The sequence below is a fragment of the Cedecea colo genome (genome assembly GCF_011808225.1).
In the GTDB taxonomy this organism is placed as follows: domain Bacteria; phylum Pseudomonadota; class Gammaproteobacteria; order Enterobacterales; family Enterobacteriaceae; genus Dryocola; species Dryocola colo.
The window spans coordinates 578,317-601,660 of the sequence record NZ_SOYS01000002.1; the positions used below are offsets into that span (position 1 = coordinate 578,317).

Genomic DNA, 23,344 nt, shown 5'->3' on the forward strand with positions numbered 1-23,344 from the left:
TGTCATCACTCTGAAGCGTGGATTGTTCCACGCCTTTTTATTTCAACACCACTCGGCATTACACGTCACCCGGCTGTGTCAGGGTTCATTATTACTTTTTTATTCTTCATTCCGGCAGGCCAGTCGTCGTATCAGTCGCTCCGTAACGCATGCCATCCACAAGCATAGCAACCATTTTTCGCGCATAGGGAGGCTCTTCTTCGTTAGGTCCCTGACATAGCGTCACTATCGCCCGCAGCAGATCGTAGGCATCAATATCTGGCCGAATGAATTTCGCCTCAGCGGCGCCCTCCAGCAGGCCTTTCAGCGCCGGCACCATCCGTGAGCTGAAGTATGCGGGTAACGCGCTGTACGCGGGATCGCCCGACTGAAGCGCCGTGGCAAGGCCACGTTTGGACGCAACAAGATCCATGAAAATATAAATCCAGCGGAGCAACGCCTCGTCGGGTTCGTACTTATTTGCCAGAACGGTAGCTGCCTCTGCACAGCTATCCGCCCCCTTTTGCAGCACAGCGACGATGAGATCCGAACGCTGCGGAAAATGACGGTATACCGTACCCAGGCCAACTCCTGCCTGCTGCGCGATTTCGCGCACCGGAGCGTTCACGCCGGACTTCGCAAAAACTTCCAGAGCCGCTTCAAGCAAGGCTGTCATCTTTTGTCGCGCATCGGCACGCATCCGGCGGGGAGCGCCGTTGTCTTTAGGTTCGCTGATCATCCGTTCGAGACTTCTTTTAAGTAAGGGCTTGCAAACGGAACATTGTTCCGCTTATGATTCGGAACGTGGTTCCGGTTGCCATAATAGCAGAGTGACAACCGCACCGCATCAATGGTTGACATCATTCCTGGAGAGCTAATCATGATTTTAGTATTGGGAATTACGGGTAAAACGGGGGGCGCGGCCGCGCGTCACCTGCTGATGCAGGGCAGGAAGGTGCGGGCGCTGGTCCGCGATCGAGCAAAGGCGGCCGACTGGGAGAAACAGGGCGTCGAACTAATAGACGGCGATCTGAGCGATGCGGAGGCGATAACGCGGGCTCTGCAAGGCGTGGAGAGTGCATACGTCATGCTGCCCCCGACCCGGACCCCATCCCGTGACTTCGTGGAGTCAAAGAAGCCGATCGCGGCCTACGCCAGGGCACTTAAGTCGGCGCACCTCTCGCGTGTTGTGATTCTTTCATCCTACGGTGCGGAGAAAACAAGCGGTCTGGGATCTATCACGGCAAATGCCCTCCTTGAGCAGGGGCTAAGCGATCTGCCGTATCCCGTGGCGGTCATTCGTGCAGGCGGATTTTATGAGAATTTTCTCTATGGCTTACAGACCGGGCAAGGTGGCGTGCTACCTGTATTCAACAAGAAAACGGACGAAAAATCACCGCTGACCGCCACCGACGACATCGGCGCGGAAGCAGCCAGGCTGCTGACCGGACCGGTATGGAGCGGAAGGCGCGTGATCGAGTTGGGTTCGCTGGTGAGCGCTGACGAGATAGCTGCGCAACTGGGCGATGTGCTGAAACGGGAGGTGGCCGCGCGGGCTGTGCCACGTGAAGCGTGGACCGACACCCTGGAACAGATGGGCTTTCCACAAGGACAAACGTGGGGTTTTGAGGAGATGTTCGATGCGCTGAACTCGCACTGGATCGATTTCGGCGCGCCGGGTACGGAGCGCGTGGAGGGCACCACGACTGCACGCCAAATCTTTGCGGCAGCTAAAGGATAAATCGATCTTTAAACGCCCCCGACGAAAGCCGGGGGCTACGTTTTCATGCGGCTGTCGAGCAAGACATCAGCCGACGCAGCGCGAAATTGCGACCGCGTGCAGAACAGCGAACATTTTTTATCATTGATACGGCCTTAACCGCGACGTGCTTGCACCGCTGCGGCCAACTGGCGCAGAAGCGTTTCGGTGTCTTCCCAGCCAATGCAGGCGTCGGTGATACTTTTGCCATAGACCAGCGGCTCGCCGCTCTCCAGGCTCTGGTTCCCTTCCACCAGATGACTTTCAATCATTACGCCGGTAATGGCTTTATCGCCGCTTGCGATTTGCTGACAGACATCCGCGCCTACTTCCATCTGCTTTTTGAACTGCTTGCTACTGTTAGCGTGGCTGAAATCGATCATCACCTGCGCAGGCAGCCCGGCTTTCGCTAAATCTTGTTTAACCTGGGCTACGTGCGCCGCACTGTAATTCGGCTCTCTACCGCCGCGCAGGATGATATGGCAGTCGCCGTTGCCGCTGGTGCTGACGATAGCAGAGTGGCCCCATTTGGTCACAGACAGAAAACAGTGAGGCGCGCCCGCCGCGTTGATTGCATCGATAGCGACTTTCATCGTGCCATCGGTCCCGTTTTTAAAACCAACCGGACAGGACAGCCCGGACGCCAGCTCGCGGTGCACCTGAGATTCGGTGGTTCGTGCGCCAATCGCCCCCCAGCTCATCAGGTCTGCCAGATATTGCGGCGTGATCATATCAAGGAATTCGCCCGCGGCCGGCAGGCCAGTGTCGTTGATATCAAGCAGCAGCTTACGGGCAATACGCAGGCCGTCGTTAATCTGGTAGCTGCTATCCATATGCGGATCGTTAATCAGCCCCTTCCACCCTACGGTAGTACGCGGTTTTTCGAAGTAAACACGCATAACGACTTCAAGCTCGCCCTGCAGCTCTTCACGTAAAGCCAGCAGGCGCGTACCGTACTCTTTGGCGGCTTTGATATCGTGAATAGAGCATGGGCCGATGACCACCAGCAGGCGATCGTCATTGCCTTTTAGAATTTTATGAATAGCCTGGCGTGCATGAGAAACCGTCTGGGCCGCTTTTTCGCTGGCCGGGAATTTTTCGAGCAGCGCTACAGGTGGCAGGAGTTCGTTAATCTCTTTGATGCGTAAGTCGTCGTTCTGATAATTCATGATATTTCCGGAAGGTTTTTATATTTTTGCCAGTTGCAATCCCTTCAATCTATATCTTCATCGCAGAAGTGTAAACGCCATTTTACACTCCAGGCAGATTAATCCTGGAGTAGCGTTTAAGATCGCCGAAATATGGCGAAAAGTGAGATCAAGGCTACAATTTTTACTGTTAACGCTGAAAAATATCAGTTTTCCAAAATTGTATTCTGATCGCATTTCTATTGCCGATACTTTTTTCTGTTATATCCGGCGCGATCGGTACAGTTTTTGCACTGTTGGAAGAAGTTATCCAGCAATAACGACAAGAACAGGAGCATAAAGATGAATAAATTAGCCATGCTTTTCCTCACAGCTTCACTTTCTGCCGCAAGCGGCGCGGCTATGGCCGTTGATACACCTGCCGGTGGCGATAATAACGGCCAGGCAAATTCAAGCGCTGAGGCGGGACAGACCGCGCCCGGCGCACACCAGAATATCGCGCCTAAGGGTACCGATGGCGGCGATGTGAACAATTCCAGCACCATGCTGCATCCGAATGACAAGGGCACCAGCGCCTCCGGCGAAGGAATGGACTCGCAAGACGTTCATAAAAACACGATGTGTAAGGACGGACGATGCCCGGATATGGACAAAAAAGTTGAAACGGGAACCGGTAACGATGTAGACACCAAAACTGACGGTACTTCACAGTAGCCGGCGGCCGTAATATCTATAGAGGAGAGCTCAGGCTCTCCTTTTTTATGAAATGCTTTTCAATAGGTTGAACAGATTCATGGTTATAATGAACGCATGCTAATTAAGCTTGCGGGGAACCATGGCTCATTTACATCAGCACGATTCTCAGGATGCAAACGCGAAACGCCTGTTATGGGCTTTTGCTATCACCGCAGTATTTATGGTGGCGGAAGTTATCGGCGGCCTGTTCTCCGGTTCGCTGGCATTGCTCGCCGATGCAGGGCACATGTTGACGGATGCTGCCGCGCTGTTAGTAGCGCTTATCGCCGTACAGTTCGCCCGACGCCCGCCTAACTCTCGACGCACGTTTGGCTGGCTACGCTTAACGACGCTCGCCGCATTTGTGAACGCCCTTGCGCTGGTTGTCATTACCCTGTTAATCGCCTGGGAGGCGATCCAGCGCTTCAGCCACCCACGGCCCGTTGCCGGGTGGACGATGCTAACTATCGCAATTGCTGGACTGTTGGCAAATATCGCTTCTTTCTGGATATTGCATCGCGGTAGCGAAGAGAAAAATCTCAACGTTCGTGCGGCGGCGCTGCATGTTTTAGGCGATTTACTCGGTTCGGTGGGCGCTATCATCGCCGCACTGATCATTTTACGGACCGGCTGGACACCAATCGACCCGATTCTATCCATACTGGTTTCCTGCCTTGTTCTGCGCAGCGCGTGGAGCTTGCTTAAAGAAAGCGTCAATGAGTTGCTTGAGGGAGCGCCTGGAGCGATAGATATTGAAACGCTGAAGAAAAAGCTGTCTCGTGGCATTCCGGAAGTACGGAACGTGCACCATGTGCATATCTGGCTGGTGGGGGAAAAACCATTGATGACGCTGCATGTGCAGGTGGTTCCTCCACACGATCATGACGCGCTGCTTGGTCGTATCCATCATTTCCTGGCGCAGGAATATCAGATTGAACACGCGACGGTGCAGATGGAGTATCAACCCTGCAACGGGCCACATTGCGATTTAAACGAGCATGACCACCCGGGCCATGCTCATCATCACCGATCAGGATAGCGCGCGCGAACCCCGATCGCGTGCGCTTTTAATCCACATGCGGCTGCCGTTAAGAGCAATAAACGTCAGGATCAGATATTCAAGCGACATCGCATAAACGCCTTGTCGCGCAAAGATGACGACGCTGATAACGTTAATCACCACCCACAACAGCCAGTTCTCCACGTACTTACGCGTCATCAGAATCATCGCCACGATAGAGAGCACCATCATGCAGGAATCCCAGAACGGGAAAGCATCCGGCTGTAGCGCCGGCATGGTGACGTTCAGGCCAAGCGCTTGCATCACCGAAACGGCAATGCGTGTCAGATAAGCAAAGACAGGATCGATAAAGAAAGTCATCAGTCCAATCGCGCCCACACAGACGGCAAGCCAGGCCAGCGCCTTAGGAAACGGCAACCAACGTATGCGCAGCGCGGCCTCATTATTGCTGGTCTGGCGCGACCACGCGTACCAGCCATAAATATTGGCGGCAAAGAAGAACACCTGCAGCAGCAGGCTGGCATATAGCTGGATCTGGAAGAAGATAATGGCAAACAGCGTGACGTTGATTAATCCAAACGCGTAATTGCTGATTTTCTCAAGGCTTGCAAGCCAGATACAGAGCAGCCCGGCGAGCGTGCCTACCGCCTCAATCCACGATAAATCATAGCCACCTGCCCCAATCGGGATGTGGACCAGAATGTTTTGCGTGCTAAAAAAATCCATATTTTCCCCTGAGCGTCATGTCCTATGCGTTACCTTTTATCGAACGGCGTAATTCAGCGGCGAAGTCTAACATCCGGTTAAGCGGCACCAGAGCCCCCTCACGCAACGCGGCGTCCACGTGAATCTCGTGAGCCGCTCCGCCCTGCTCCAGGCTCTCAGCGATAGCCTTAAGGCCGTTCATCGCCATCCATGGACAATGAGCGCAGCTTCGGCACGTTGCGCCTTCACCGGCGGTCGGCGCTTCCAGCAGCTCTTTATCCGGACACGTCTGCTGCATTTTGTAGAATATGCCCCGATCGGTTGCCACGATCAGTTGCTGATTAGGCAGCGTTCTGGCTGCGGCAATCAACTGGCTGGTTGAACCCACCGCGTCAGCCATATCGACCACAGCCTGAGGCGACTCCGGGTGCACCAGGATTGCCGCATCAGGATATAGCGCTTTCATGCGCGCCAGCGCCTGGGTCTTAAATTCGTCATGCACGATACATGCGCCCTGCCAGCACAGCACGTCTGCACCGGTCTGTTTCTGGACATAGCTGCCCAAATGACGATCGGGCGCCCAGATGATTTTCTCGCCCAGGCTATCAAGATGCTCAATAAGCTCAACGGCAATGCTGGATGTCACCACCCAGTCCGCGCGAGCTTTGACCGCCGCTGAAGTGTTAGCATAGACCACGACCGTGCGATCGGGGTGCTGGTCGCAGAAGGCCGTAAATTCGTCAATTGGACAGCCTAAATCCAGAGAACACTCGGCATTCAGGGTCGGCATCAGGATGGTTTTCTCAGGACTGAGAATTTTTGCCGTTTCGCCCATGAAGCGCACGCCCGCGACCAGCAGCGTGGAGGCGGGATGGTTTGCCCCAAAGCGCGCCATTTCAAGCGAGTCAGAGATACAGCCGCCCGTTTCTTCTGCCAGCGCCTGGATTTCGGGATCCGTGTAGTAATGCGCAACCATTACCGCGTTACGCTCTCTCAACAAACGCTTAATTTTTTCGCGATAGAACTGCTTTTCGTCCACGCTTAGCGGCACCGGCTTCGGTGGGAAAGGATAAATGGCTGTTTCCGGGTCGAACATGACGCTCATAATGCTTTCTCGTTTGGCTGACTTAACAAAACCGTCGTAATTTTAGTATCAGCGGGCCAGGAATCACGGAGGTTGTTTTATATGCTAAACAAGATAGCGAATTATAAGAGGAATGTCGTGCGAATTTTGCAGGCTCAGAAACAACAAAAGCGCCTTACAGGCGCTTTGGTTGATTTTGTCGACCTGCTGCAGGTTCGTCTCCTGCACGGTCCGGCTCCGGATGCAACAAAGGCGCCATAAAGGCGCCTTTGTCTGAATATGGTGGGTCGTGCAGGATTCGAACCTGCGACCAATTGATTAAAAGTCAACTGCTCTACCAACTGAGCTAACGACCCGCTGTGCGGCTACTGCACTCTTCTACTTCACAAACTTCTTACCACATCAAGATTTGGTGGGTCGTGCAGGATTCGAACCTGCGACCAATTGATTAAAAGTCAACTGCTCTACCAACTGAGCTAACGACCCGCTATGCGGCTACTGCATCCTTCTACAACCTGTGACAGCGAAAATTAGTGGGTCGTGCAGGATAATTACTCGTCTCATCCTGAGACTCGCCCTGCGGGCCGTCGCGAGCGACGTTCAAAATCGTTCCCGACGATTTTGTCGACCTGCTGCAGGTTCAACCCCTTCACGATTCACAAACTTCTTATCACATCGAAAATTGGTGGGTCGTGCAGGATTCGAACCTGCGACCAATTGATTAAAAGTCAACTGCTCTACCAACTGAGCTAACGACCCATTTTCGTGTCACTCCCGGTTAGCTACTTATCCCCCGGCAACGGCGGCATATATTACTGATTTAAGATTTTGACGCAACAAGAATTTTGACACAGATCGCTTAACTGCTTAGTAATCGCGCGGCAAGACCAGAAAAACAGCGTTATCTGGTCAGGCCGCAAGCATTACATCGCATTCAGACGCTTCTGCGCCTGTTTTGCGCCATCGGTATTTGGAAACTGTTTGATCACTTGTTGGTAGACGGCTTTCGCTTTCGCGGTATCGCCTTTGTCCTGCATGATCAAACCGACCTTGTACATGGCATCCGGAGCTTTGGGCGACTTAGGGTAGTTTTTCACCACGGAGGCAAAATAAAACGCCGCGTCGTCTTTTTTCCCTTTGTTGTAATTCAACTGCCCGAGCCAGTAATTCGCATTAGGCTGGTAAGTTGAATCCGGGTATTTTTTCACAAAGCTCTGAAACGCGGCCATTGCCTCATCCTGGCGAGATTTATCCTGCACCAGAGCGATTGCCGCATTGTAATCGCTGTTGGCATCTCCACCTTGTACAGGCGCGCTCGCAGCCGGTGCGTTTGTAGACGCCCCGGCGTCAGGTGCTGCCGTCGCCGCGCCCTGATCGTTACCACCAGCCTGCCCCGCCGCACCGCCGCCGTTGCTGAGGCCATCTATCTGCAACAGAATTTGCTTCTGACGCTCCACAACCTGATTAAGCTGATACTGGCTTTCCTGAATCTGTCCGCGCAGGGAATCAATATCATTCTGATTATCGGAGAGCTGCTGCTGGAGTTGAGTTAAAAGCTGGCTGTGAGCATTAGAAATACGCTCAAGTTGAGTGACACGGTCTTCGACCGAGCCTGAGCCGACACTACTGATTGGCGCCTGAGCAAAAGCGGCCCAGGGGGCCGCTATGCCAACCAGTAACGACAGACTCAACAAGTGATGTCTGAAGTTACTGCTCATGCAATTCTCTTAGTAAACCAGTACGGCACGACGGTTTTTAGCGTAAGCCGCTTCGTCATGACCCAGTACTGCAGGTTTTTCTTTACCGTAAGAAACGATGGAGATCTGGTCTGCAGAAACGCCTTTACCTTGCAGGTACATCTTAACGGCGTTAGCACGACGCTCACCCAGGGAGATGTTGTATTCCGGGGTGCCACGTTCGTCCGCATGACCTTCTACGGTGACTTTGTAAGATGGGTTGCTACGCAGGAAGTTTGCGTGCGCATCCAACATTGCAGCAAATTCAGAAGAAACATCGTATTTGTCCAGACCGAAGTAAACGATGTTGTTCTGTTGCAGCTGCTGCATCTGCAGACGAGCCTGCTCTTCGGAAGACATATTGCCTTGACCGTTAGCGTCCATACCAGTGCCGGCACCCAGCATGCCTTCACCGCTTTCGTTGCTGGCGTTCTTGTTAGAAGAACATGCCGCGATGGCCATAACAGGCAGAGCAATCATCAGCCCTTTCAGCACTTTGTTCAGTTGCATTTCTTTGATCCTTTAATATTTTATTATCACAGATACGGCGACCAGGCAGGAGATTTAACCTGACCATCGGTTGCCGGAAGACGCGCTTTGAAACGCCCATCTGTTGAGACCAGATTCAGCACGGATCCCATCCCCTGAGAAGAGCTGTAGATTACCATAGTGCCGTTAGGTGCCAGACTTGGCGTTTCATCCAGGAACGTTGACGATAAAGTTTGTACGCCACCCGCTACCAGATCCTGTTTGGCAATGTGTTGCTGACCGCCTGCGGAGCTCACCATTACCATAAACTTGCCGTCAGCGCTTACATCAGCATTCTGGTTCTGGGTACCTTCCCAGGACAGACGCTGCGGAGCACCGCCGTTAATATTCACTTTATAAATCTGCGGACGACCGGCCTGGTCAGAGGTATAGGCCAGATTCTGGCTGTCCGGGAACCAGCTTGGTTCAGTGTTATTGCTACGGCCATCGGTAATCTGGCTAATTTGCCCGGAACCGATATCCATCACGTAAAGATTCAGGCTACCGGATTTAGACAACGCGAAGGCCAGTTTGCTGCCGTCCGGAGAGAATGAAGGCGCGCCGTTGTGCCGTGGGAAAGACGCGACCTGACGTACTGCGCCATTAGCCAGCGTCTGAATAACCAGCGCTGAACGGCCGCTTTCGAAGGTCACATAGGCGACTTTACTGCCGTCCGGAGACCATGCCGGAGACATCAGCGGCTGCGGAGAACGGTGAACCACAAACTGGTTGTAGCCATCGTAATCGGAAACGCGCAGCTCATACGGGAACTGGCCGCCGTTGGTCTGCACAACGTAGGCGATACGGGTGCGGAACGCGCCTTTGATACCGGTCAGCTTTTCAAACACTTCATCGCTGGCGGTATGACCGGCATAGCGCAGCCACTGTTTGTTCACCTTGTAGGAGTTCTGCGCCAGAACGGTACCTGGCGCACCAGAGGTATCCACCAGTTGATAAGCAACCGTATAGCTGCCATCGCCGTTAGGCGTAACCTGGCCTACGACAACGGCATCGATCCCCAGCGCGGTCCAGGCCGCTGGCTGCACTTCCTGGGCGGAGCCAGGCTGCTGCGGTAAACGAGAACGGTCCAGCGGATTGAACTTGCCGCTGTTACGCAAGTCAGCCGCAACAATGCCGCCAACGTCTTCTGGTGCGGCGCCAGGGCCTGCCCATTTGAACGGCGCCACGCCAATTGGACGTGCTGAATCCACCCCTTGTGTGATTTCAATACGAACCTCTGCGTGCAGCACCGCTGCCCACAGCATCAAGAAACTTAATGCAACTCGAAATGCCTGCTTCATCATATCTCCCTTATCCGGGCGAAAAGCCCGCGATAATTTAGCAGAATGTTAACAACACCCACATACCCAAAACTACCAAAACCCTTTGACACAGCTTAGTCAGGTTTTCCCTATTTTCATGGGGAAATGCCGTTAAGGTTTGAAGTCCAGCGGCGCGTTTTTAAAGACTTCATAAACGTCCTGGCTAGGTGGTTTTGGGATCTTCGCCAGTCGGGCCGCCGCAACAGCCGCCTGGCAAAGCGCCGGATCACCGCCTTCCGATTTGACATCAAGCAACAGGCCATCAGGCGCCAGTTTGACGCGCAGTGTACAAGTCTTACCGGCAAAGGATGGATCGTTGTAAAACTTACTTTCGATCGCCGATTTTATCTGACCTGCATAGTTGCTGATATCGGCCCCAGAAGCGCCATTATTTTTATTATTCCCTTTCCCGGCCGCGGCTGCGCTATCTCCTTTCGCCCCACCGCCGGTTTTCGGTGCATTCTTACCCGAGCTCAGGTCGCCAAACAGATCGTCAACGCCCTGGGCTGCTGCTTTATCGGCAGCTGCTTTCTCGGCTGCAGCTTTTTTCTTAGCATCCGCCGCCGCTTTTTTGTCTGCGGCAGCTTTTGCAGCAGCAGCCTTATCAGCAGCGGCTTTTTCAGCGGCTTCTTTTTTGGCTGCCTCAGCGGCGGCTTTCTTCTCAGCATCCTGTTGAGCTTTCTTCGCCGCTGCATCGGCGGCTTTTTTCTCAGCATCCTGCTGAGCTTTCTTCGCCGCTGCATCAGCAGCTTTTTTCTCAGCGTCCTGCTGAGCTTTCTTCGCCGCTGCATCGGCAGCTTTTTTCTCAGCGTCCTGTTGAGCTTTCTTCGCCGCTGCGGCTTGGGCAGCCGCTTTTGACGCAGCTTCTTCAGCGGCTTTTTTCTGTGCGTCTGCGGCGGCTTTCTTCGCCGCCTCTTCCGCCGCCTTTGCCTGAGCATCAGCCTGTGCTTTCGCGTCTGCTTTAGCTTTCGCCGCAGCCGCTTCGGCCTGTTTCTGTTGTTCCTGCGCTTCTTTGGCCGCTTCCTGGGCCTGTTTTTGCTGCTCCGCTTGCTGCTTCGCTTGCTCCTGCGCTTCCAGACGCTCCTTCTCCAGGGCTTTCAGACGCTGTTGTTCAGCGGCCTGTTTCTCCTGAAGTTCTTCAGCCTGTTGCTGCGCCTGCTTTTCGCGCTGCTCTGCCGCTCGCTTACTGCTCGCCTGTTGATTCTGCTGGCGATTGTACTGTTGCACCACGGCACCCGGATCGACCATGACCGCGTCAATGGACGATCCACCGCCGCCGCCCGCGCTGGCGTCTATGTGCTCATCAAACGAACTCCATATCAGGATCGCAATCAAGATGATATGCAGGATCACCGAGACGATTATCGCGCGTTTGAGCTTATCGTTTTCTGTGGTTGCCTTTGACACTATCAGTTCCCAAATATAGCGAGATGGATCAGATTGGCTGCGTCATCAGACCGACGGATTTCACCCCTGCACTGTGCAGCAGGTTAAGTGCCTTAATGATCTCCTCATAGGGGACATCCTTCGCACCACCGATCAAAAAGACCGTTTTAGGATTTGCCTGCAGGCGGCGCTGGGCTTCAGCAACAACCTGCTCGGACGGCAACTGTTCCATACGGTCTTTTTCAACCACCACGCTGTACTGCCCTGGGCCGGACACTTCGATAATGACCGGCGGCTCATCGTTACTGCTTACCGTTTGCGAATCTGTCGCATCCGGCAGGTCTACCTCAACGCTTTGGGTGATGATGGGTGCCGTGGCCATAAAGATCAGCAGCAACACCAGCAGCACGTCCAGCAGAGGTACGATGTTAATTTCTGACTTTAGTTCACGACGACCGCGTGTACGTCTGGCCATGACTTACCCCTTACTGCTTATCGCTGCTGGTAAAAGCCTGACGGTGCAGGATAGCCGTGAACTCTTCCATGAAGTTGTCGTAATTCAATTCCAGTTTGTTCACGCGCTGATTCAGGCGGTTGTACGCCATCACCGCTGGAATGGCGGCAAACAGACCGATCGCGGTCGCAATCAATGCTTCTGCGATGCCTGGCGCCACCATCTGCAACGTCGCTTGTTTCACCGCACCCAAGGCGATAAAGGCGTGCATAATTCCCCATACCGTACCAAACAGACCGATATAAGGGCTGATAGAGCCTACGGTACCAAGGAAAGGAATATGGGTTTCGAGCGTTTCAAGCTCGCGGCTCATTGAAATACGCATCGCACGCGCAGCGCCGTCCACCACCGCCTCCGGGGCATGGGTATTCGCACGGTGCAGTCGGGCAAACTCTTTGAATCCCGAATAGAAAATTTGTTCGGAACCGGCAAGGCTGTCACGGCGGCCCTGGCTTTCCTGATAGAGACGGGACAATTCAATGCCCGACCAGAACTTATCTTCAAACGCTTCCGCTTCACGGGTGGCGGCATTGAGGATTCGCGTTCGCTGAATGATGATCGCCCATGATGCAATGGAAAAACCAATCAAAATCAACATGATAAATTTGACCAGAAGGCTCGCCTTCAGGAACAAATCAAGGATATTCATGTCAGTCACTGCTTGAACTCCGCGACAATAGACTTGGGAAGCGCACGAGGCTTCATTGAGAGAAGATCAACGCAGACGATAAGGACCTCAGCTTCATTGAGTGTCCGCCCATCGGCATTGACTATTCGCTGCGTAAACACCATAGAAGTGCCTCGCATCGAGGTAATTTCACTTTGGATTTCGAGTAAATCGTCGAGTCGGGCAGGCGCAAGATAATCGACTGTCATCCTGCGTACGACAAAGGCGATGCGCTCCGCCAGCAAATCTTGCTGGTTAAAGTGGTGCTGGCGCAGCATCTCAGTGCGTGCTCTTTCATAAAAAGCAACATAACTGGCGTGGTAAACCACACCACCGGCATCGGTATCTTCATAGTAGACACGAACCGGCCATCGAAACAGCGTTGTACTCACTTTACATCCCGGTAATGCAATTAAACGTTGCTACTATACGCAAGAGGATGAGGGTTGGGAATGGGTTGTATTAAAGGTTAGATAAATATTTATGGGCCTGTTAAAGCCCATAAAATTTAGGTAAATCAGATTAGCCTGATGTCAGCTTCAGAAGAAGAAAAACAGCAGCCCGGCCAGCAGCACCAGTTGCGCCAATAAAGGACAGAAAATGCCCTGCCAGAGCGCCTTCTGCGGGCGAAACCCTACACCGTGAATTACCCCAGCACATACGGCCCACATCAGCAGAAAACCGTGCCAGATTTCCAGCTCGCTGGTCTTCGCGGCAAAGCGCGTCGGGTCCCAGAAGATGCAGCCGGCCAGGGCTAACGCCATGATGAAGGAAAGAGCCCGTAGCGGGCTCTTGTCCATTACCGCATACAGCCTGGCGATAATCGCTTCCATTAGCGCTCTTCTTTGCCAGCTTTAGCTTCAATATGCTCAAGCGAAAGCGCGGTGATGATGCCAAATGCACAGGCAAGAAGCGTTCCCAGAATCCATGCAAAATACCACATAATCAGCTCCTTACTTAGTACAGAGAGTGGGTGTTGCTTTCAATATGTTCTTTGGTAATACGGCCGAACATTTTCCAGTAACACCACGCCGAATAGGCCAGAATGATCGGCACGAATACCAGCGCCACATAGGTCATCAGGTTCAACGTCAACTGGCTGGAGGTCGCATCCCACATCGTCAGGCTCGCGTTCAGCACGGTGCTGGACGGCATGATGAACGGGAACATCGCGATACCCGCCGTCAAAATGATGCAGGCGAGCGTCAGGGATGAAAACAGGAATGCCCACGCGCTACGGTTCACGCGCGCGGTTAATACGGTCAGCAGCGGCAGAATCACGCCCAGCGCCGGGATAGCCCACAGAGCCGGCATAGCGTTAAAGTTCATCAGCCAGGCACCTGCCTGACGCACCACTTCTTTGGCCAGCGGATTCGAAGGCGCATGATGGTTCATGACGGAGGTCACGGCATAACCGTCAATGCCATACATCACCCAGACGCCTGCCAGAGCGAAGCACACCATTGTCACCAGCGCGGCAATCTGCGAGATGATACGCGAGCGCAGATAGACCTCGCCAGTAGTGCGCATCTGCAGGTAAGTTGCACCCTGCGTCAGGATCATCGCGACGCTCACCACGCCCGCCAGCAGGCCGAACGGGTTCAGCAGCTGGAAGAAGTTACCGGTGTAGAACAGACGCATGTACTCGTCCATATGGAAAGGCACACCCTGCAACAGGTTGCCGAACGCCACGCCGATAACCAAAGGCGGAACGAAGCTACCGATAAAGATGCCCCAGTCCCACATGTTACGCCAGCGCGTGTCTTCAATCTTCGAACGGTAATCAAAACCGACCGGACGGAAGAACAAGGATGCCAGCACCAGAATCATCGCTGCATAAAAGCCGGAAAACGCCGCGGCGTAGACCATCGGCCAGGCGGCAAACAGCGCGCCGCCTGCGGTGATAAGCCAGACCTGATTACCGTCCCAGTGCGGGGCGATAGCGTTGATCATAATACGGCGTTCGGTGTCGTTACGGCCCAGGAAGCGGGTCAGCATGCCGACGCCCATATCCCAGCCGTCGGTGACGGCAAAACCAATCAGCAAAATGCCAACCAGCAGCCACCAGATAAAACGTAATACTTCATAATCGATCATTTCACGACTCCTGACTTAGCGTGCCGGCTGAGAAGATACGGTGGACTGCTCGTAGTGGTAGCGACCTGTTTTCAGACTGCTCGGCCCGAGGCGAACAAATTTGAACATCAGGAACAGCTCCGCCACCATAAACAGCGTGTACAGACCGCAAATCAGTATCATGGAGAAGAGCAGGTCGCCCACGGTCAGAGATGAGTTGGCGACCGCGGTTGGCAGTACCTCACCAATCGCCCAGGGCTGACGGCCGTATTCAGCAACAAACCAGCCGGATTCAATCGCGATCCACGGCAACGGGATGCCGTACAGCGCCGCACGCAGCAGCCATTTTTTCGAGCCGATAGCGTTACGCGTGACGGTCCAGAACGACGCAGCGATAATAAACAGCATCAGGAAGCCACATCCCACCATGATACGGAACGCGAAATACAGCGGCGCAACGCGTGGGATAGAGTCTTTTGTCGCTTTCTGAATCTGCTCTTCCGTCGCATCGGTAACGTTCGGGGTATAGCGTTTCAGCAACAGACCGTAACCAAGGTCTTTCTTAACGTTATTGAAGTTTTCACGCAGGGTCGGGTCAGTTGACCCGGCACGCAGCTCTTCAAGCAGGCTGTAAGCCTTCATGCCGTTACGGATACGCTCTTCGTGTTGAATCATCAGCTCTTTCAGGCCGGTAACGGGTTTATCAACAGAGCGTGTAGCGATGATGCCCAGCGCGTAAGGGATCTGAATCGCGAAGCGGTTTTCCTGGCTTTCCTGGTCTGGAACACCAAACAGCGTAAAGGCTGCCGGAGCCGGTTGCGTTTCCCACTCGGCTTCGATAGCGGCCAGTTTGGTTTTCTGCACGTCGCCCATTTCGTAACCGGATTCATCACCCAGCACAATAACGGACAGGATTGCTGCCATACCGAAGCTTGCTGCAATGGCAAAAGAGCGCTTCGCAAACGCGAAGTCGCGGCCTTTTAACATGTAGTAAGAACTGATACCAAGGATGAACATCGCGCCACAAACGTAGCCGGAAGCCACGGTGTGAACGAATTTAACCTGGGCTACAGGGTTCAGTACCAGCTCGGAGAAACTGACCATCTCCATACGCATGGTTTCGAAGTTGAAGTCCGAAGCGATTGGGTTTTGCATCCAACCGTTGGCAACCAGAATCCACAGCGCGGAAAGGTTGGAGCCAAGCGCTACCAGCCAGGTTACCGCCATGTGCTGCACTTTAGTGAGGCGATCCCAACCGAAGAAGAACAGGCCAACGAAGGTGGACTCGAGGAAGAATGCCATCAGACCTTCAATGGCCAGTGGCGCACCAAAAATGTCACCGACGTAGTGTGAGTAGTAAGACCAGTTGGTTCCGAACTGGAACTCCATGGTTAAACCGGTGGCGACGCCCAGAGCGAAGTTGATACCAAACAACTTGCCCCAGAATTTGGTCATATCTTTATAAATTTGTTTACCCGACATCACGTAAACCGTTTCCATGATGGCCAGCAGGAACGCCATACCTAGCGTCAGTGGCACAAACAGGAAGTGGTACATCGCGGTCAAGGCAAACTGTAAGCGCGACAGCTCGACAATATCAAACATCTTGACTCCTTGCTCTTCGCATGAAGACTTCGCCCGTGGTTTGCAAATTTAGCGCCCCACAATGCATACCCTAATACAAAAAAATTCGCTTCCGGACGCCCTTCTGCCGTTCATTTTTTTAATGTGACAACAAAAGAGGAAAGGTTACAAATACGTTAATTAATGCACTAATAGAATCCGCAAATATATTACCCCGCAATACCCTTACAATAAACAGGTATTTACTTAGCCTTTTTTACGTTTCTCGACGGCGATCAATTTATAGCAAAAATATTACTACAGCTCCGGATTGATCTGTAGCAATTTTCCCCTTTTTCGAGCTATTAATCTAGCCTCAGATATTGATCTAGCGCATGTATTGTTGCTTTTGTTAATCAGGTTTCATTTAAGAAGGAATGGTAAACATATTGTTAATAAAGTGTTTTTTTTTAAACGTAAGGCCTGATTACCTCCGGAACAACACCCGTAAATAAATATCTGCGATTTAAACCGCTGGCAGTAGAACATTCATTTTCGCTATGGCCCTTTATATTAACGCCAATATATTAAAAATCGGCACTCCCCGGCGTAATTCATACAATTAATTAACTTTTAATGACGAGTAAATTAACAAATAGTGAATATTAAAGATTTCAGAAGGTGAATAGTAAAAAGTAAACAAAATGCCGGCCAAAAAAAGGCCACCCAAAGGGTGGCCAACCATGTCGAACGTTTATTATTAGTTCTACGTCTTCCCCGCCAGAGCGGTGAAACGCTTACTGCGGCAGAATCGCCTTCAGAGTCTCGCCAATGTCAGCGAGGCTGCGAACGGTTTTCACGCCTGCGGCTTCCAGCGCTGCGAATTTCTCATCCGCCGTGCCTTTACCACCGGCGATGATGGCGCCCGCGTGCCCCATACGCTTGCCTTTAGGCGCAGTTACACCGGCGATGTAACCCACGACTGGCTTGGTTACATGGTCTTTGATGTATGCGGCGGCTTCTTCTTCCGCGCTGCCGCCGATCTCACCGATCATGACGATGGCTTCAGTTTTCGGGTCTTCCTGGAACATCTTCAGGATATCGATGAAGTTGGAGCCGGGAATCGGGTCGCCGCCGATGCCCACGCAGGTGGACTGGCCCAGGCCGGTATCGGTAGTCTGCTTAACCGCTTCATAGGTCAGCGTACCGGAGCGGGAAACGATGCCCACTTTGCCCGGCAGGTGAATATGACCCGGCATGATACCGATTTTGCACTCGCCCGGGGTGATAACGCCCGGACAGTTTGGTCCGATCATACGCACGCCAGCTTCATCAAGCGCAACTTTTACCGTCAGCATATCCAGGGTCGGGATGCCTTCGGTGATAGTGATGATCAGCTTAATACCGGCGTCGATAGCTTCCAGAATGGAATCTTTGCAGAACGGAGCTGGCACATAGATAACAGACGCGGTCGCACCCGTTGCTTCTACTGCCTCAAGTACGGTGTTAAAGACCGGCAGGCCGAGGTGCTCGGTGCCGCCTTTACCAGGCGTTACGCCGCCAACCATTTGTGTACCGTATGCAATCGCCTGCTCGGAGTGGAAAGTCCCCTGGCTGCCGGTGAAACCCTGGCAAATTACCTTGGTGTTTTTATCGATTAAAATGGACATTATTTTCCCTCCACGGCAGCAACAACCTGCTGTGCTGCATCCGTCAGACTTTTCGCTGCAATGATGTTCAGGCCGCTGTCAGCCAGTTTCTTCGCGCCCAGATCGGCATTGTTCCCTTCCAGACGAACCACGACCGGAACGTTCACGCCTACTTCTTCAACCGCGCCGATAATACCGTCTGCGATCAGGTCGCAACGCACGATCCCGCCGAAGATATTCACCAGAACGGCTTTCACTTTGTCGTCAGACAGAATGATTTTGAAAGCTTCGGTAACGCGCTCTTTGGTTGCGCCGCCGCCCACGTCCAGGAAGTTAGCCGGTTCGCCGCCGTGCAGCTTAACGATGTCCATGGTGCCCATTGCCAGGCCCGCACCGTTAACCATACAGCCGATGTTGCCATCCAGCGCAACGTAGTTCAGCTCCCACTGCGCGGCCTGAGATTCACGGGCATCTTCCTGGCTTGGGTCACGCATTTCACGCAGCTCCGGCTGGCGGAACAATGCGTTGCCATCGGCGCCCAGTTTGCCATCGAGGCATACCAAATCGCCCTGCTTCGTGATAACCAGCGGGTTAATTTCGATAAGCGCCAGGTCGCGTTCGAGGAAAATATTCGCCAGGCCCATAAAGATTTTGGTGAACTGCTGAACCTGTTTACCTTCCAGACCCAGTTTGAACGCCAGCTCACGTCCCTGGTAAGGCATTGGCCCTGCCAGCGGATCCAGCGCAACTTTGTGGATCAGGTGCGGGGTTTCTTCCGCTACTTTCTCGATTTCCACGCCGCCTTCGGTGGAAGCCATAAACACCACGCGACGCGAGCTACGGTCTACAACCGCGCCAAGATACAGCTCTTTATCGATGTCGGTAGCAGCTTCCACCAGGATCTGATGAACCGGCTGGCCGCCAGCGTCAGTTTGATAGGTCACCAGGCGTTTGCCAAGCCAGTGCTCAGCAAAGGCACGAATGTCTTCTTTGCTGTTAACCACTTTCACGCCGCCCGCTTTACCGCGGCCACCGGCATGAACCTGACATTTCACCACCCAAGGACCTGCGCCGATTTTAGAAGCAGCTTCTTCCGCTTCACGCGGCGTGGTGCAGGCGTAACCAACGGGGGCCGGTAAGCCATACCGAGCAAACAACTGTTTCGCCTGATATTCGTGTAAGTTCATGAGTTCTATCCATCCTTCATAAATACAGGTAGGCCATCAATCCACGTCGGATGACGCTTCGCTTATCCGACCTACCAGGCAGGTAATATTTGTAGGGCGGGTAAGCAAAGCGCCACCCGCCAGAGGTTACTACACGTCCAGCAGCAGACGGGTTGGGTCTTCAAGCAGCTCTTTAATCGCCACCAGATAGCCCACAGACTCGCGGCCATCGATCAGACGGTGATCGTATGAGAGCGCCAGGTACATCATCGGCAGGATCTCAACTTTACCGTCGACCGCCATTGGCCGGTCTTTAATGGCGTGCATACCGAGGATCGCGCTCTGCGGCGGGTTGATTATCGGGGTAGACATCAGGGAACCAAACACGCCACCGTTGGTAATGGTGAAGTTACCGCCGGTCAGATCTTCAACGGTCAGCTTGCCGTCACGGCCTTTCACAGCCAGCTCTTTGATACGTTTTTCGATATCAGCCATGCCGATAGTATCGACATCGCGCAGCACCGGCGTGACCAGACCACGAGGCGTGGATACCGCGATGCTGACGTCAAAGTAGTTGTGGTAAACCACATCTTCGCCGTCGATAGAAGCGTTCACTTCCGGATAGCGTTTCAGCGCTTCAACAACCGCTTTAATGTAGAAGGACATGAAGCCCAGACGCACGCCGTGACGCTTCTCGAAAGATTCACCGTACTGCTTACGCAGCTCCATGATTGGCTTCATGTTCACTTCGTTAAAGGTCGTGAGCATGGCGGTGGAGTTTTTCGCTTCCAGCAGACGTTCGGCAACGCGTTTACGCAGACGGGTCATCGGCACGCGTTTTTCACTGCGGCCAGCTAATGGCGCAACCGGTGCTTTCGTTTCTTCTGCCGCTTTCGTTTTAGCCGGCTGGGCCGCTTTCGCCTGGGTCAGATGCTTATCAATATCTTCACGGGTGATACGGCCGCCAACGCCGCTGCCTTTAATAGCGCTGGCGTCAAGAGAATGCTCGGCGATCAGGCGGCGAATAGCCGGGCTAAGCGCGTCGTTATTTTGCTCTTCCAGCGAAGCCTGCTGGCGCTGTGCCGGAGTGGACTCTTTGCTGTCTGCTTTCGCAGAAGTCTCTTTCCCGGAGCTGTTGCCTTCACGCAGGCGGCCCAGAATCTGGCGCGAGGTAACCGTCGTGCCTTCATCTTCCAGAACAGCATCCAGGACACCATCTGCAGACGCCGGTACTTCCAGTACCACTTTGTCAGTTTCGATTTCTACCAGCACTTCGTCACGGGTTACGGTATCACCCGGTTTTTTATGCCAGGTGGCGACGGTCGCATCGGCAACGGACTCAGGCAGGTCAGGAACGAGAATATCTACGCTACTCATTTTTTATCCTTTAATTAATCGACGTTCAGCGCGTCATTAACCAGATCTTGCTGCTGTTTCTGGTGAACGGACATATACCCTACCGCCGGAGAGGCGGAGGCCGGACGGCCTGCATAACGCAGGGCAGATCCAAATGGAATCACTTCGCGGAAGTGGTGCTGGCTGCAGTACCAGGCGCCCTGGTTAAGCGGCTCTTCCTGACACCATACAAAATCATGCACCTGAGCAAACGGCTTCAGCGCTTCCTGCACCGCCTGGTGCGGGAACGGGTACAGCTGCTCAATGCGCACAATCGCTACATCTTTTTGATCGCGCTTACGGCGCTGTTCAAGCAGATCGTAATAGACCTTGCCGGAACACAGTACTACGCGTTTAACGCCTGCAGGATCCAGCTCGTCGACTTCGCCAATCGCAGGCAGGAAGGTGCCGTTCGCCAGTTCATCCAGCGTCGAAACCGCCAGCGGATGACGCAGCAGGGACTTCGGCGACATTACTACCAGCGGACGACGCATACCGCGCAGCGCCTGACGACGCAGCATGTGGTAAACCTGTGCCGGAGTAGACGGCACGCAAACCTGCATGTTCTGTTCAGCACAAAGCTGGAGGTAACGCTCAAGGCGCGCAGAGGAATGCTCAGGCCCCTGGCCTTCATAACCATGCGGCAGCAGCATCACCAGGCCACACATACGACCCCATTTCTGCTCGCCGGAACTGATAAACTGGTCGATAACGACCTGCGCGCCGTTCGCAAAGTCGCCAAACTGGGCTTCCCAGATGGTTAAAGTGCGAGGTTCTGCGGTTGCGTAACCATATTCAAAAGCCAGCACGGCTTCTTCAGACAGCACGGAATCCCAGACTTTGAATTCGCCCTGACTGTTGTGTACATGCTGAAGCGGCGTGTAAGTGGAGCCGTTAGTCTGGTTGTGAATCACGGCGTGACGGTGGAAGAACGTACCGCGACCAGCATCTTCACCGGACAGGCGCACGGAGATGCCTTCATCAACCAGCGTAGCGTAAGCCAGATTTTCAGCAGCGCCCCAGTCGAATTTCTTCGCACCGTTCGCCATTTCCTGACGATCGTTATAGATTTTCGCCACGCGGGACTGCATTTCTACGGATTCTGGCGCGGTGCTGATGCGTTTGGCCAGCTCCTGCAGACGCTTCATCTCAACCTTGTTCGGGTAGCTTTCGTCCCACTCGTGGTTAAGGTATGGCGACCAGGTGAAAGAATGCATGTTCATTGGGCGGTATTCTTTCACTACGCATTCACCGGCATCCAGCGCGTCGCGGTAGAGATTCACCATTTCGGTAGCATCTTCAAGCGTCGCCAGCTTTTCCTGCTCCAGACGGTCGGCATAAATCTTACGCGGCGTCGGGTGTTTCTTGATTTTCTGGTACATCACGGGCTGGGTTGCGCTTGGCTCATCAGCTTCGTTATGACCATGACGACGGTAACAGACCAGATCGATAAACACGTCACGTTTGAACGTGTTACGGAAATCTAATGCCAGACGGGTTACGAACGCTACCGCTTCCGGGTCATCCGCATTGACGTGGAAAATTGGCGCCATCACCATCTTACCGATATCGGTACAGTACGGCGTGGAACGCGCATCCAGCGGGTTGGAGGTGGTGAAACCAATCTGGTTGTTGATAACGATACGCACGGTACCGCCTACTTCGTAACCACGAGCTTTGGACATGTTCAGGGTTTCCTGAACCACGCCCTGGCCGGCGACCGCGGCATCGCCGTGGATAGTGATCGGCAGAACCTGGTTGCTGCCTGGTTTATCCAGACGGTCCAGACGAGCGCGCACAGAACCGATAACAACCGGGCTTACGATTTCCAGGTGCGACGGGTTAAACGCCAGCGCCAGGTGAACCAGGCCGCCTTCGGTTTCAACGTCGGATGAGAAGCCCATATGGTACTTCACATCGCCGGTGCCGAGATGTTCTTTATGCTTGCCCGCAAACTCGTCGAACAGATCCTGCGGTTTTTTACCCAATACGTTAATCAGTACGTTCAGACGGCCACGGTGTGCCATCCCCAGTACGACTTCACGGGTGCCGCTCTTGCCCGCATGGCGGATCATCTCTTTGAGCATTGGCACCAGCGCGTCGCCACCTTCCAGCGAGAAGCGTTTCGCACCCGGGAACTTCGCCCCCAGATAACGCTCCAGGCCTTCAGCGGCGGTCAGCTCGCTCAGGAAGCGTTTTTTCTCTTCACTGGTGAAAGTAGAGTGTCCCACCACCGATTCGATACGCTGTTGGATCCAGCGTTTCTCTTCCGTGCTGGTGATATGCATATATTCCGCGCCGATAGAGCCGCCGTAGGTTTGTTTCAGGGCGTCAATCAGATCGGCAAGCTTCATGGTTTCTTTACCGCTGGCAAAAGAACCCACGTTAAAGGTTTCCTGAAGATCGGCATCCGTCAGGTTGTGGAAAGCCGGGGAGAGATCGGTGACCGCGTCCTGTTTCCACAGGCCAAGCGGATCGAGATTAGCCGCCTGATGACCACGGAAGCGCCATGCGTTGATAAGCTGCAGCACTTTGACTTGCTTAACATCGGTGTCAGGGTCGGTAATCGCGGTAGAGTAACGTGAGGCATCCTTCGCCAGACGACGGAAATAATCACGTGTTTTAGAATGGAACTGATCGGGTCTGGCTCCGGTTCCGGGTAACTGCTGGAACATTGAGCGCCAGTGCGCATCAACAGAGTCAGGATCGGTTAAGAAGTCTTCATAGAGCTGCTCTATCCAGGACTGGTTCGCACCCGCCAGGTAAGAGGAATCCAGCCAGGCTTTCATTTCGCCGTTCTGCATCGTGATCCCTTAAGCATTTATCTGCTTATTCGCCGTGGATAACTATAGCGTACACGTCTGGTACACATTCCAGGGTTCACTTTCAGCGGACCTGTTGCCGTAGTAAG

At 53.6% G+C, this 23,344-nt stretch carries 22 protein-coding genes and 3 tRNA genes; 3 read left to right on the forward strand and 22 right to left on the reverse strand.

Annotated elements, in window-relative coordinates; all coding sequences use genetic code 11:
• Positions 1–106: 106 nt before the first annotated feature.
• Positions 107–718 carry a TetR/AcrR family transcriptional regulator gene (locus E2L00_RS07240; RefSeq protein WP_167609048.1) on the reverse strand — a complete coding sequence of 204 codons (612 nt, stop codon included), beginning with the start codon at positions 716–718 and terminating at the stop codon, positions 107–109.
• Between the two features lie 141 nt (positions 719–859).
• On the opposite strand from E2L00_RS07240, the gene E2L00_RS07245 reads away from it, so the two are divergent.
• A complete protein-coding gene (locus E2L00_RS07245; protein ID WP_167609051.1) occupies positions 860–1,720 on the forward strand; it encodes an NmrA family NAD(P)-binding protein in 861 nt (286 codons plus the stop codon).
• A 134-nt stretch (positions 1,721–1,854) separates the two neighbouring features.
• On the opposite strand, the gene aroG is transcribed toward E2L00_RS07245, so the two are convergent.
• Positions 1,855–2,907 carry a 3-deoxy-7-phosphoheptulonate synthase AroG gene (aroG, locus tag E2L00_RS07250; RefSeq protein WP_167609054.1) on the reverse strand — a complete coding sequence of 351 codons (1,053 nt, stop codon included), beginning with the start codon at positions 2,905–2,907 and terminating at the stop codon, positions 1,855–1,857.
• 315 nt (positions 2,908–3,222) lie between these two features.
• Here aroG and E2L00_RS07255 point away from each other — a divergent pair, with 315 nt between their 5' ends.
• On the forward strand, positions 3,223–3,600 hold the full coding sequence (locus E2L00_RS07255; RefSeq protein WP_167609672.1) for a protein YbgS: 378 nt from the start codon (positions 3,223–3,225) through the stop codon (positions 3,598–3,600).
• Between the two features lie 121 nt (positions 3,601–3,721).
• Positions 3,722–4,660, forward strand: a complete 939-nt coding sequence (gene zitB / locus E2L00_RS07260) for a CDF family zinc transporter ZitB (RefSeq protein ID WP_167609057.1) — start codon at positions 3,722–3,724, stop codon at positions 4,658–4,660.
• Here zitB and pnuC read toward each other — a convergent pair.
• The 20 genes from pnuC to sucA all read right to left on the reverse strand — a co-directional run bounded on the left by pnuC (position 4,652) and on the right by sucA (position 23,237).
• A complete protein-coding gene (gene pnuC, locus E2L00_RS07265; RefSeq protein ID WP_167609060.1) occupies positions 4,652–5,368 on the reverse strand; it encodes a nicotinamide riboside transporter PnuC in 717 nt (238 codons plus the stop codon). The two genes, zitB and pnuC, sit on opposite strands and share 9 nt — an antisense overlap.
• Positions 5,369–5,390: 22 nt before the next feature.
• Positions 5,391–6,452, reverse strand: coding sequence for a quinolinate synthase NadA (gene nadA / locus E2L00_RS07270; protein WP_167609062.1), 1,062 nt, complete (start codon positions 6,450–6,452; stop codon positions 5,391–5,393).
• A gap of 259 nt (positions 6,453–6,711) precedes the next feature.
• A tRNA-Lys gene (locus E2L00_RS07275) sits at positions 6,712–6,787 on the reverse strand.
• Between the two features lie 54 nt (positions 6,788–6,841).
• A tRNA-Lys gene (locus tag E2L00_RS07280) sits at positions 6,842–6,917 on the reverse strand.
• A gap of 197 nt (positions 6,918–7,114) precedes the next feature.
• Positions 7,115–7,190 (reverse strand) — tRNA-Lys (locus E2L00_RS07285).
• A 164-nt stretch (positions 7,191–7,354) separates the two neighbouring features.
• Positions 7,355–8,149, reverse strand: a complete 795-nt coding sequence (gene cpoB, locus E2L00_RS07290) for a cell division protein CpoB (RefSeq protein WP_167609065.1) — start codon at positions 8,147–8,149, stop codon at positions 7,355–7,357.
• Positions 8,150–8,158: 9 nt separating this feature from the next.
• Positions 8,159–8,677, reverse strand: a complete 519-nt coding sequence (pal, locus tag E2L00_RS07295; protein ID WP_167609068.1) for a peptidoglycan-associated lipoprotein Pal — start codon at positions 8,675–8,677, stop codon at positions 8,159–8,161.
• 26 nt (positions 8,678–8,703) lie between these two features.
• Positions 8,704–9,996, reverse strand: coding sequence for a Tol-Pal system beta propeller repeat protein TolB (gene tolB / locus E2L00_RS07300; RefSeq protein ID WP_167609071.1), 1,293 nt, complete (start codon positions 9,994–9,996; stop codon positions 8,704–8,706).
• A gap of 132 nt (positions 9,997–10,128) precedes the next feature.
• A complete protein-coding gene (gene tolA, locus E2L00_RS07305; RefSeq protein ID WP_167609074.1) occupies positions 10,129–11,424 on the reverse strand; it encodes a cell envelope integrity protein TolA in 1,296 nt (431 codons plus the stop codon).
• A 28-nt stretch (positions 11,425–11,452) separates the two neighbouring features.
• On the reverse strand, positions 11,453–11,878 hold the full coding sequence (tolR, locus tag E2L00_RS07310; protein WP_167609077.1) for a colicin uptake protein TolR: 426 nt from the start codon (positions 11,876–11,878) through the stop codon (positions 11,453–11,455).
• Between the two features lie 10 nt (positions 11,879–11,888).
• Positions 11,889–12,575 (reverse strand): Tol-Pal system protein TolQ, encoded by a 687-nt coding sequence (tolQ, locus tag E2L00_RS07315; RefSeq protein ID WP_167609080.1) that lies wholly within the window; start codon positions 12,573–12,575, stop codon positions 11,889–11,891.
• The gene (ybgC, locus tag E2L00_RS07320; RefSeq protein WP_167609083.1) at positions 12,572–12,976 is read right to left on the reverse strand and encodes a tol-pal system-associated acyl-CoA thioesterase; all 405 of its coding nucleotides are present in this window, start codon (positions 12,974–12,976) and stop codon (positions 12,572–12,574) included. The genes tolQ and ybgC overlap by 4 nt, the downstream gene beginning before the upstream one ends.
• Before the next feature lie 147 nt (positions 12,977–13,123).
• A complete protein-coding gene (ybgE, locus tag E2L00_RS07325; RefSeq protein ID WP_167609086.1) occupies positions 13,124–13,417 on the reverse strand; it encodes a cyd operon protein YbgE in 294 nt (97 codons plus the stop codon).
• Entirely contained in the window at positions 13,417–13,527 is a 111-nt protein-coding gene (cydX, locus tag E2L00_RS07330; protein ID WP_167609089.1) for a cytochrome bd-I oxidase subunit CydX, read from the reverse strand. Before cydX ends, ybgE begins: the two co-directional genes overlap by 1 nt.
• A 14-nt stretch (positions 13,528–13,541) precedes the next feature.
• A complete protein-coding gene (cydB, locus tag E2L00_RS07335; RefSeq protein ID WP_167609091.1) occupies positions 13,542–14,681 on the reverse strand; it encodes a cytochrome d ubiquinol oxidase subunit II in 1,140 nt (379 codons plus the stop codon).
• Between the two features lie 15 nt (positions 14,682–14,696).
• A complete protein-coding gene (gene cydA, locus E2L00_RS07340) occupies positions 14,697–16,265 on the reverse strand; it encodes a cytochrome ubiquinol oxidase subunit I (protein WP_167609094.1) in 1,569 nt (522 codons plus the stop codon).
• A gap of 755 nt (positions 16,266–17,020) precedes the next feature.
• On the reverse strand, positions 17,021–17,893 hold the full coding sequence (gene sucD, locus E2L00_RS07345; RefSeq protein ID WP_167609097.1) for a succinate--CoA ligase subunit alpha: 873 nt from the start codon (positions 17,891–17,893) through the stop codon (positions 17,021–17,023).
• Complete coding sequence (sucC, locus tag E2L00_RS07350) at positions 17,893–19,059, reverse strand: ADP-forming succinate--CoA ligase subunit beta (protein WP_167609100.1); 1,167 nt, start codon at positions 19,057–19,059, stop codon at positions 17,893–17,895. The genes sucD and sucC overlap by 1 nt, the downstream gene beginning before the upstream one ends.
• A gap of 129 nt (positions 19,060–19,188) precedes the next feature.
• Positions 19,189–20,415 carry a 2-oxoglutarate dehydrogenase complex dihydrolipoyllysine-residue succinyltransferase gene (gene odhB, locus E2L00_RS07355; RefSeq protein ID WP_167609104.1) on the reverse strand — a complete coding sequence of 409 codons (1,227 nt, stop codon included), beginning with the start codon at positions 20,413–20,415 and terminating at the stop codon, positions 19,189–19,191.
• 14 nt (positions 20,416–20,429) lie between these two features.
• The gene (gene sucA / locus E2L00_RS07360; RefSeq protein WP_167609107.1) at positions 20,430–23,237 is read right to left on the reverse strand and encodes a 2-oxoglutarate dehydrogenase E1 component; all 2,808 of its coding nucleotides are present in this window, start codon (positions 23,235–23,237) and stop codon (positions 20,430–20,432) included.
• Positions 23,238–23,344: the final 107 nt, after the last annotated feature.

What these genes read in the sequence shown, in the direction of transcription:
- pnuC (WP_167609060.1), bottom strand. Translation starts at nt 5,368, where the DNA reads ATGGATTTTTTTAGCACGCAAAACATTCTGGTCCACATCCCGATTGGG.
- tolR (WP_167609077.1), bottom strand. Translation starts at nt 11,878, where the DNA reads ATGGCCAGACGTACACGCGGTCGTCGTGAACTAAAGTCAGAAATTAAC.
- cydB (WP_167609091.1), bottom strand. Translation starts at nt 14,681, where the DNA reads ATGATCGATTATGAAGTATTACGTTTTATCTGGTGGCTGCTGGTTGGC.
- cydA (WP_167609094.1), bottom strand. Translation starts at nt 16,265, where the DNA reads ATGTTTGATATTGTCGAGCTGTCGCGCTTACAGTTTGCCTTGACCGCG.
- sucD (WP_167609097.1), bottom strand. Translation starts at nt 17,893, where the DNA reads ATGTCCATTTTAATCGATAAAAACACCAAGGTAATTTGCCAGGGTTTC.
- sucA (WP_167609107.1), bottom strand. Translation starts at nt 23,237, where the DNA reads ATGCAGAACGGCGAAATGAAAGCCTGGCTGGATTCCTCTTACCTGGCG.
- E2L00_RS07245 (WP_167609051.1), top strand. Translation starts at nt 860, where the DNA reads ATGATTTTAGTATTGGGAATTACGGGTAAAACGGGGGGCGCGGCCGCG.
- odhB (WP_167609104.1), bottom strand. Translation starts at nt 20,415, where the DNA reads ATGAGTAGCGTAGATATTCTCGTTCCTGACCTGCCTGAGTCCGTTGCC.
- cpoB (WP_167609065.1), bottom strand. Translation starts at nt 8,149, where the DNA reads ATGAGCAGTAACTTCAGACATCACTTGTTGAGTCTGTCGTTACTGGTT.
- pal (WP_167609068.1), bottom strand. Translation starts at nt 8,677, where the DNA reads ATGCAACTGAACAAAGTGCTGAAAGGGCTGATGATTGCTCTGCCTGTT.
- nadA (WP_167609062.1), bottom strand. Translation starts at nt 6,452, where the DNA reads ATGAGCGTCATGTTCGACCCGGAAACAGCCATTTATCCTTTCCCACCG.
- ybgE (WP_167609086.1), bottom strand. Translation starts at nt 13,417, where the DNA reads ATGGAAGCGATTATCGCCAGGCTGTATGCGGTAATGGACAAGAGCCCG.
- tolB (WP_167609071.1), bottom strand. Translation starts at nt 9,996, where the DNA reads ATGAAGCAGGCATTTCGAGTTGCATTAAGTTTCTTGATGCTGTGGGCA.
- sucC (WP_167609100.1), bottom strand. Translation starts at nt 19,059, where the DNA reads ATGAACTTACACGAATATCAGGCGAAACAGTTGTTTGCTCGGTATGGC.
- aroG (WP_167609054.1), bottom strand. Translation starts at nt 2,907, where the DNA reads ATGAATTATCAGAACGACGACTTACGCATCAAAGAGATTAACGAACTC.
- cydX (WP_167609089.1), bottom strand. Translation starts at nt 13,527, where the DNA reads ATGTGGTATTTTGCATGGATTCTGGGAACGCTTCTTGCCTGTGCATTT.
- E2L00_RS07240 (WP_167609048.1), bottom strand. Translation starts at nt 718, where the DNA reads ATGATCAGCGAACCTAAAGACAACGGCGCTCCCCGCCGGATGCGTGCC.
- zitB (WP_167609057.1), top strand. Translation starts at nt 3,722, where the DNA reads ATGGCTCATTTACATCAGCACGATTCTCAGGATGCAAACGCGAAACGC.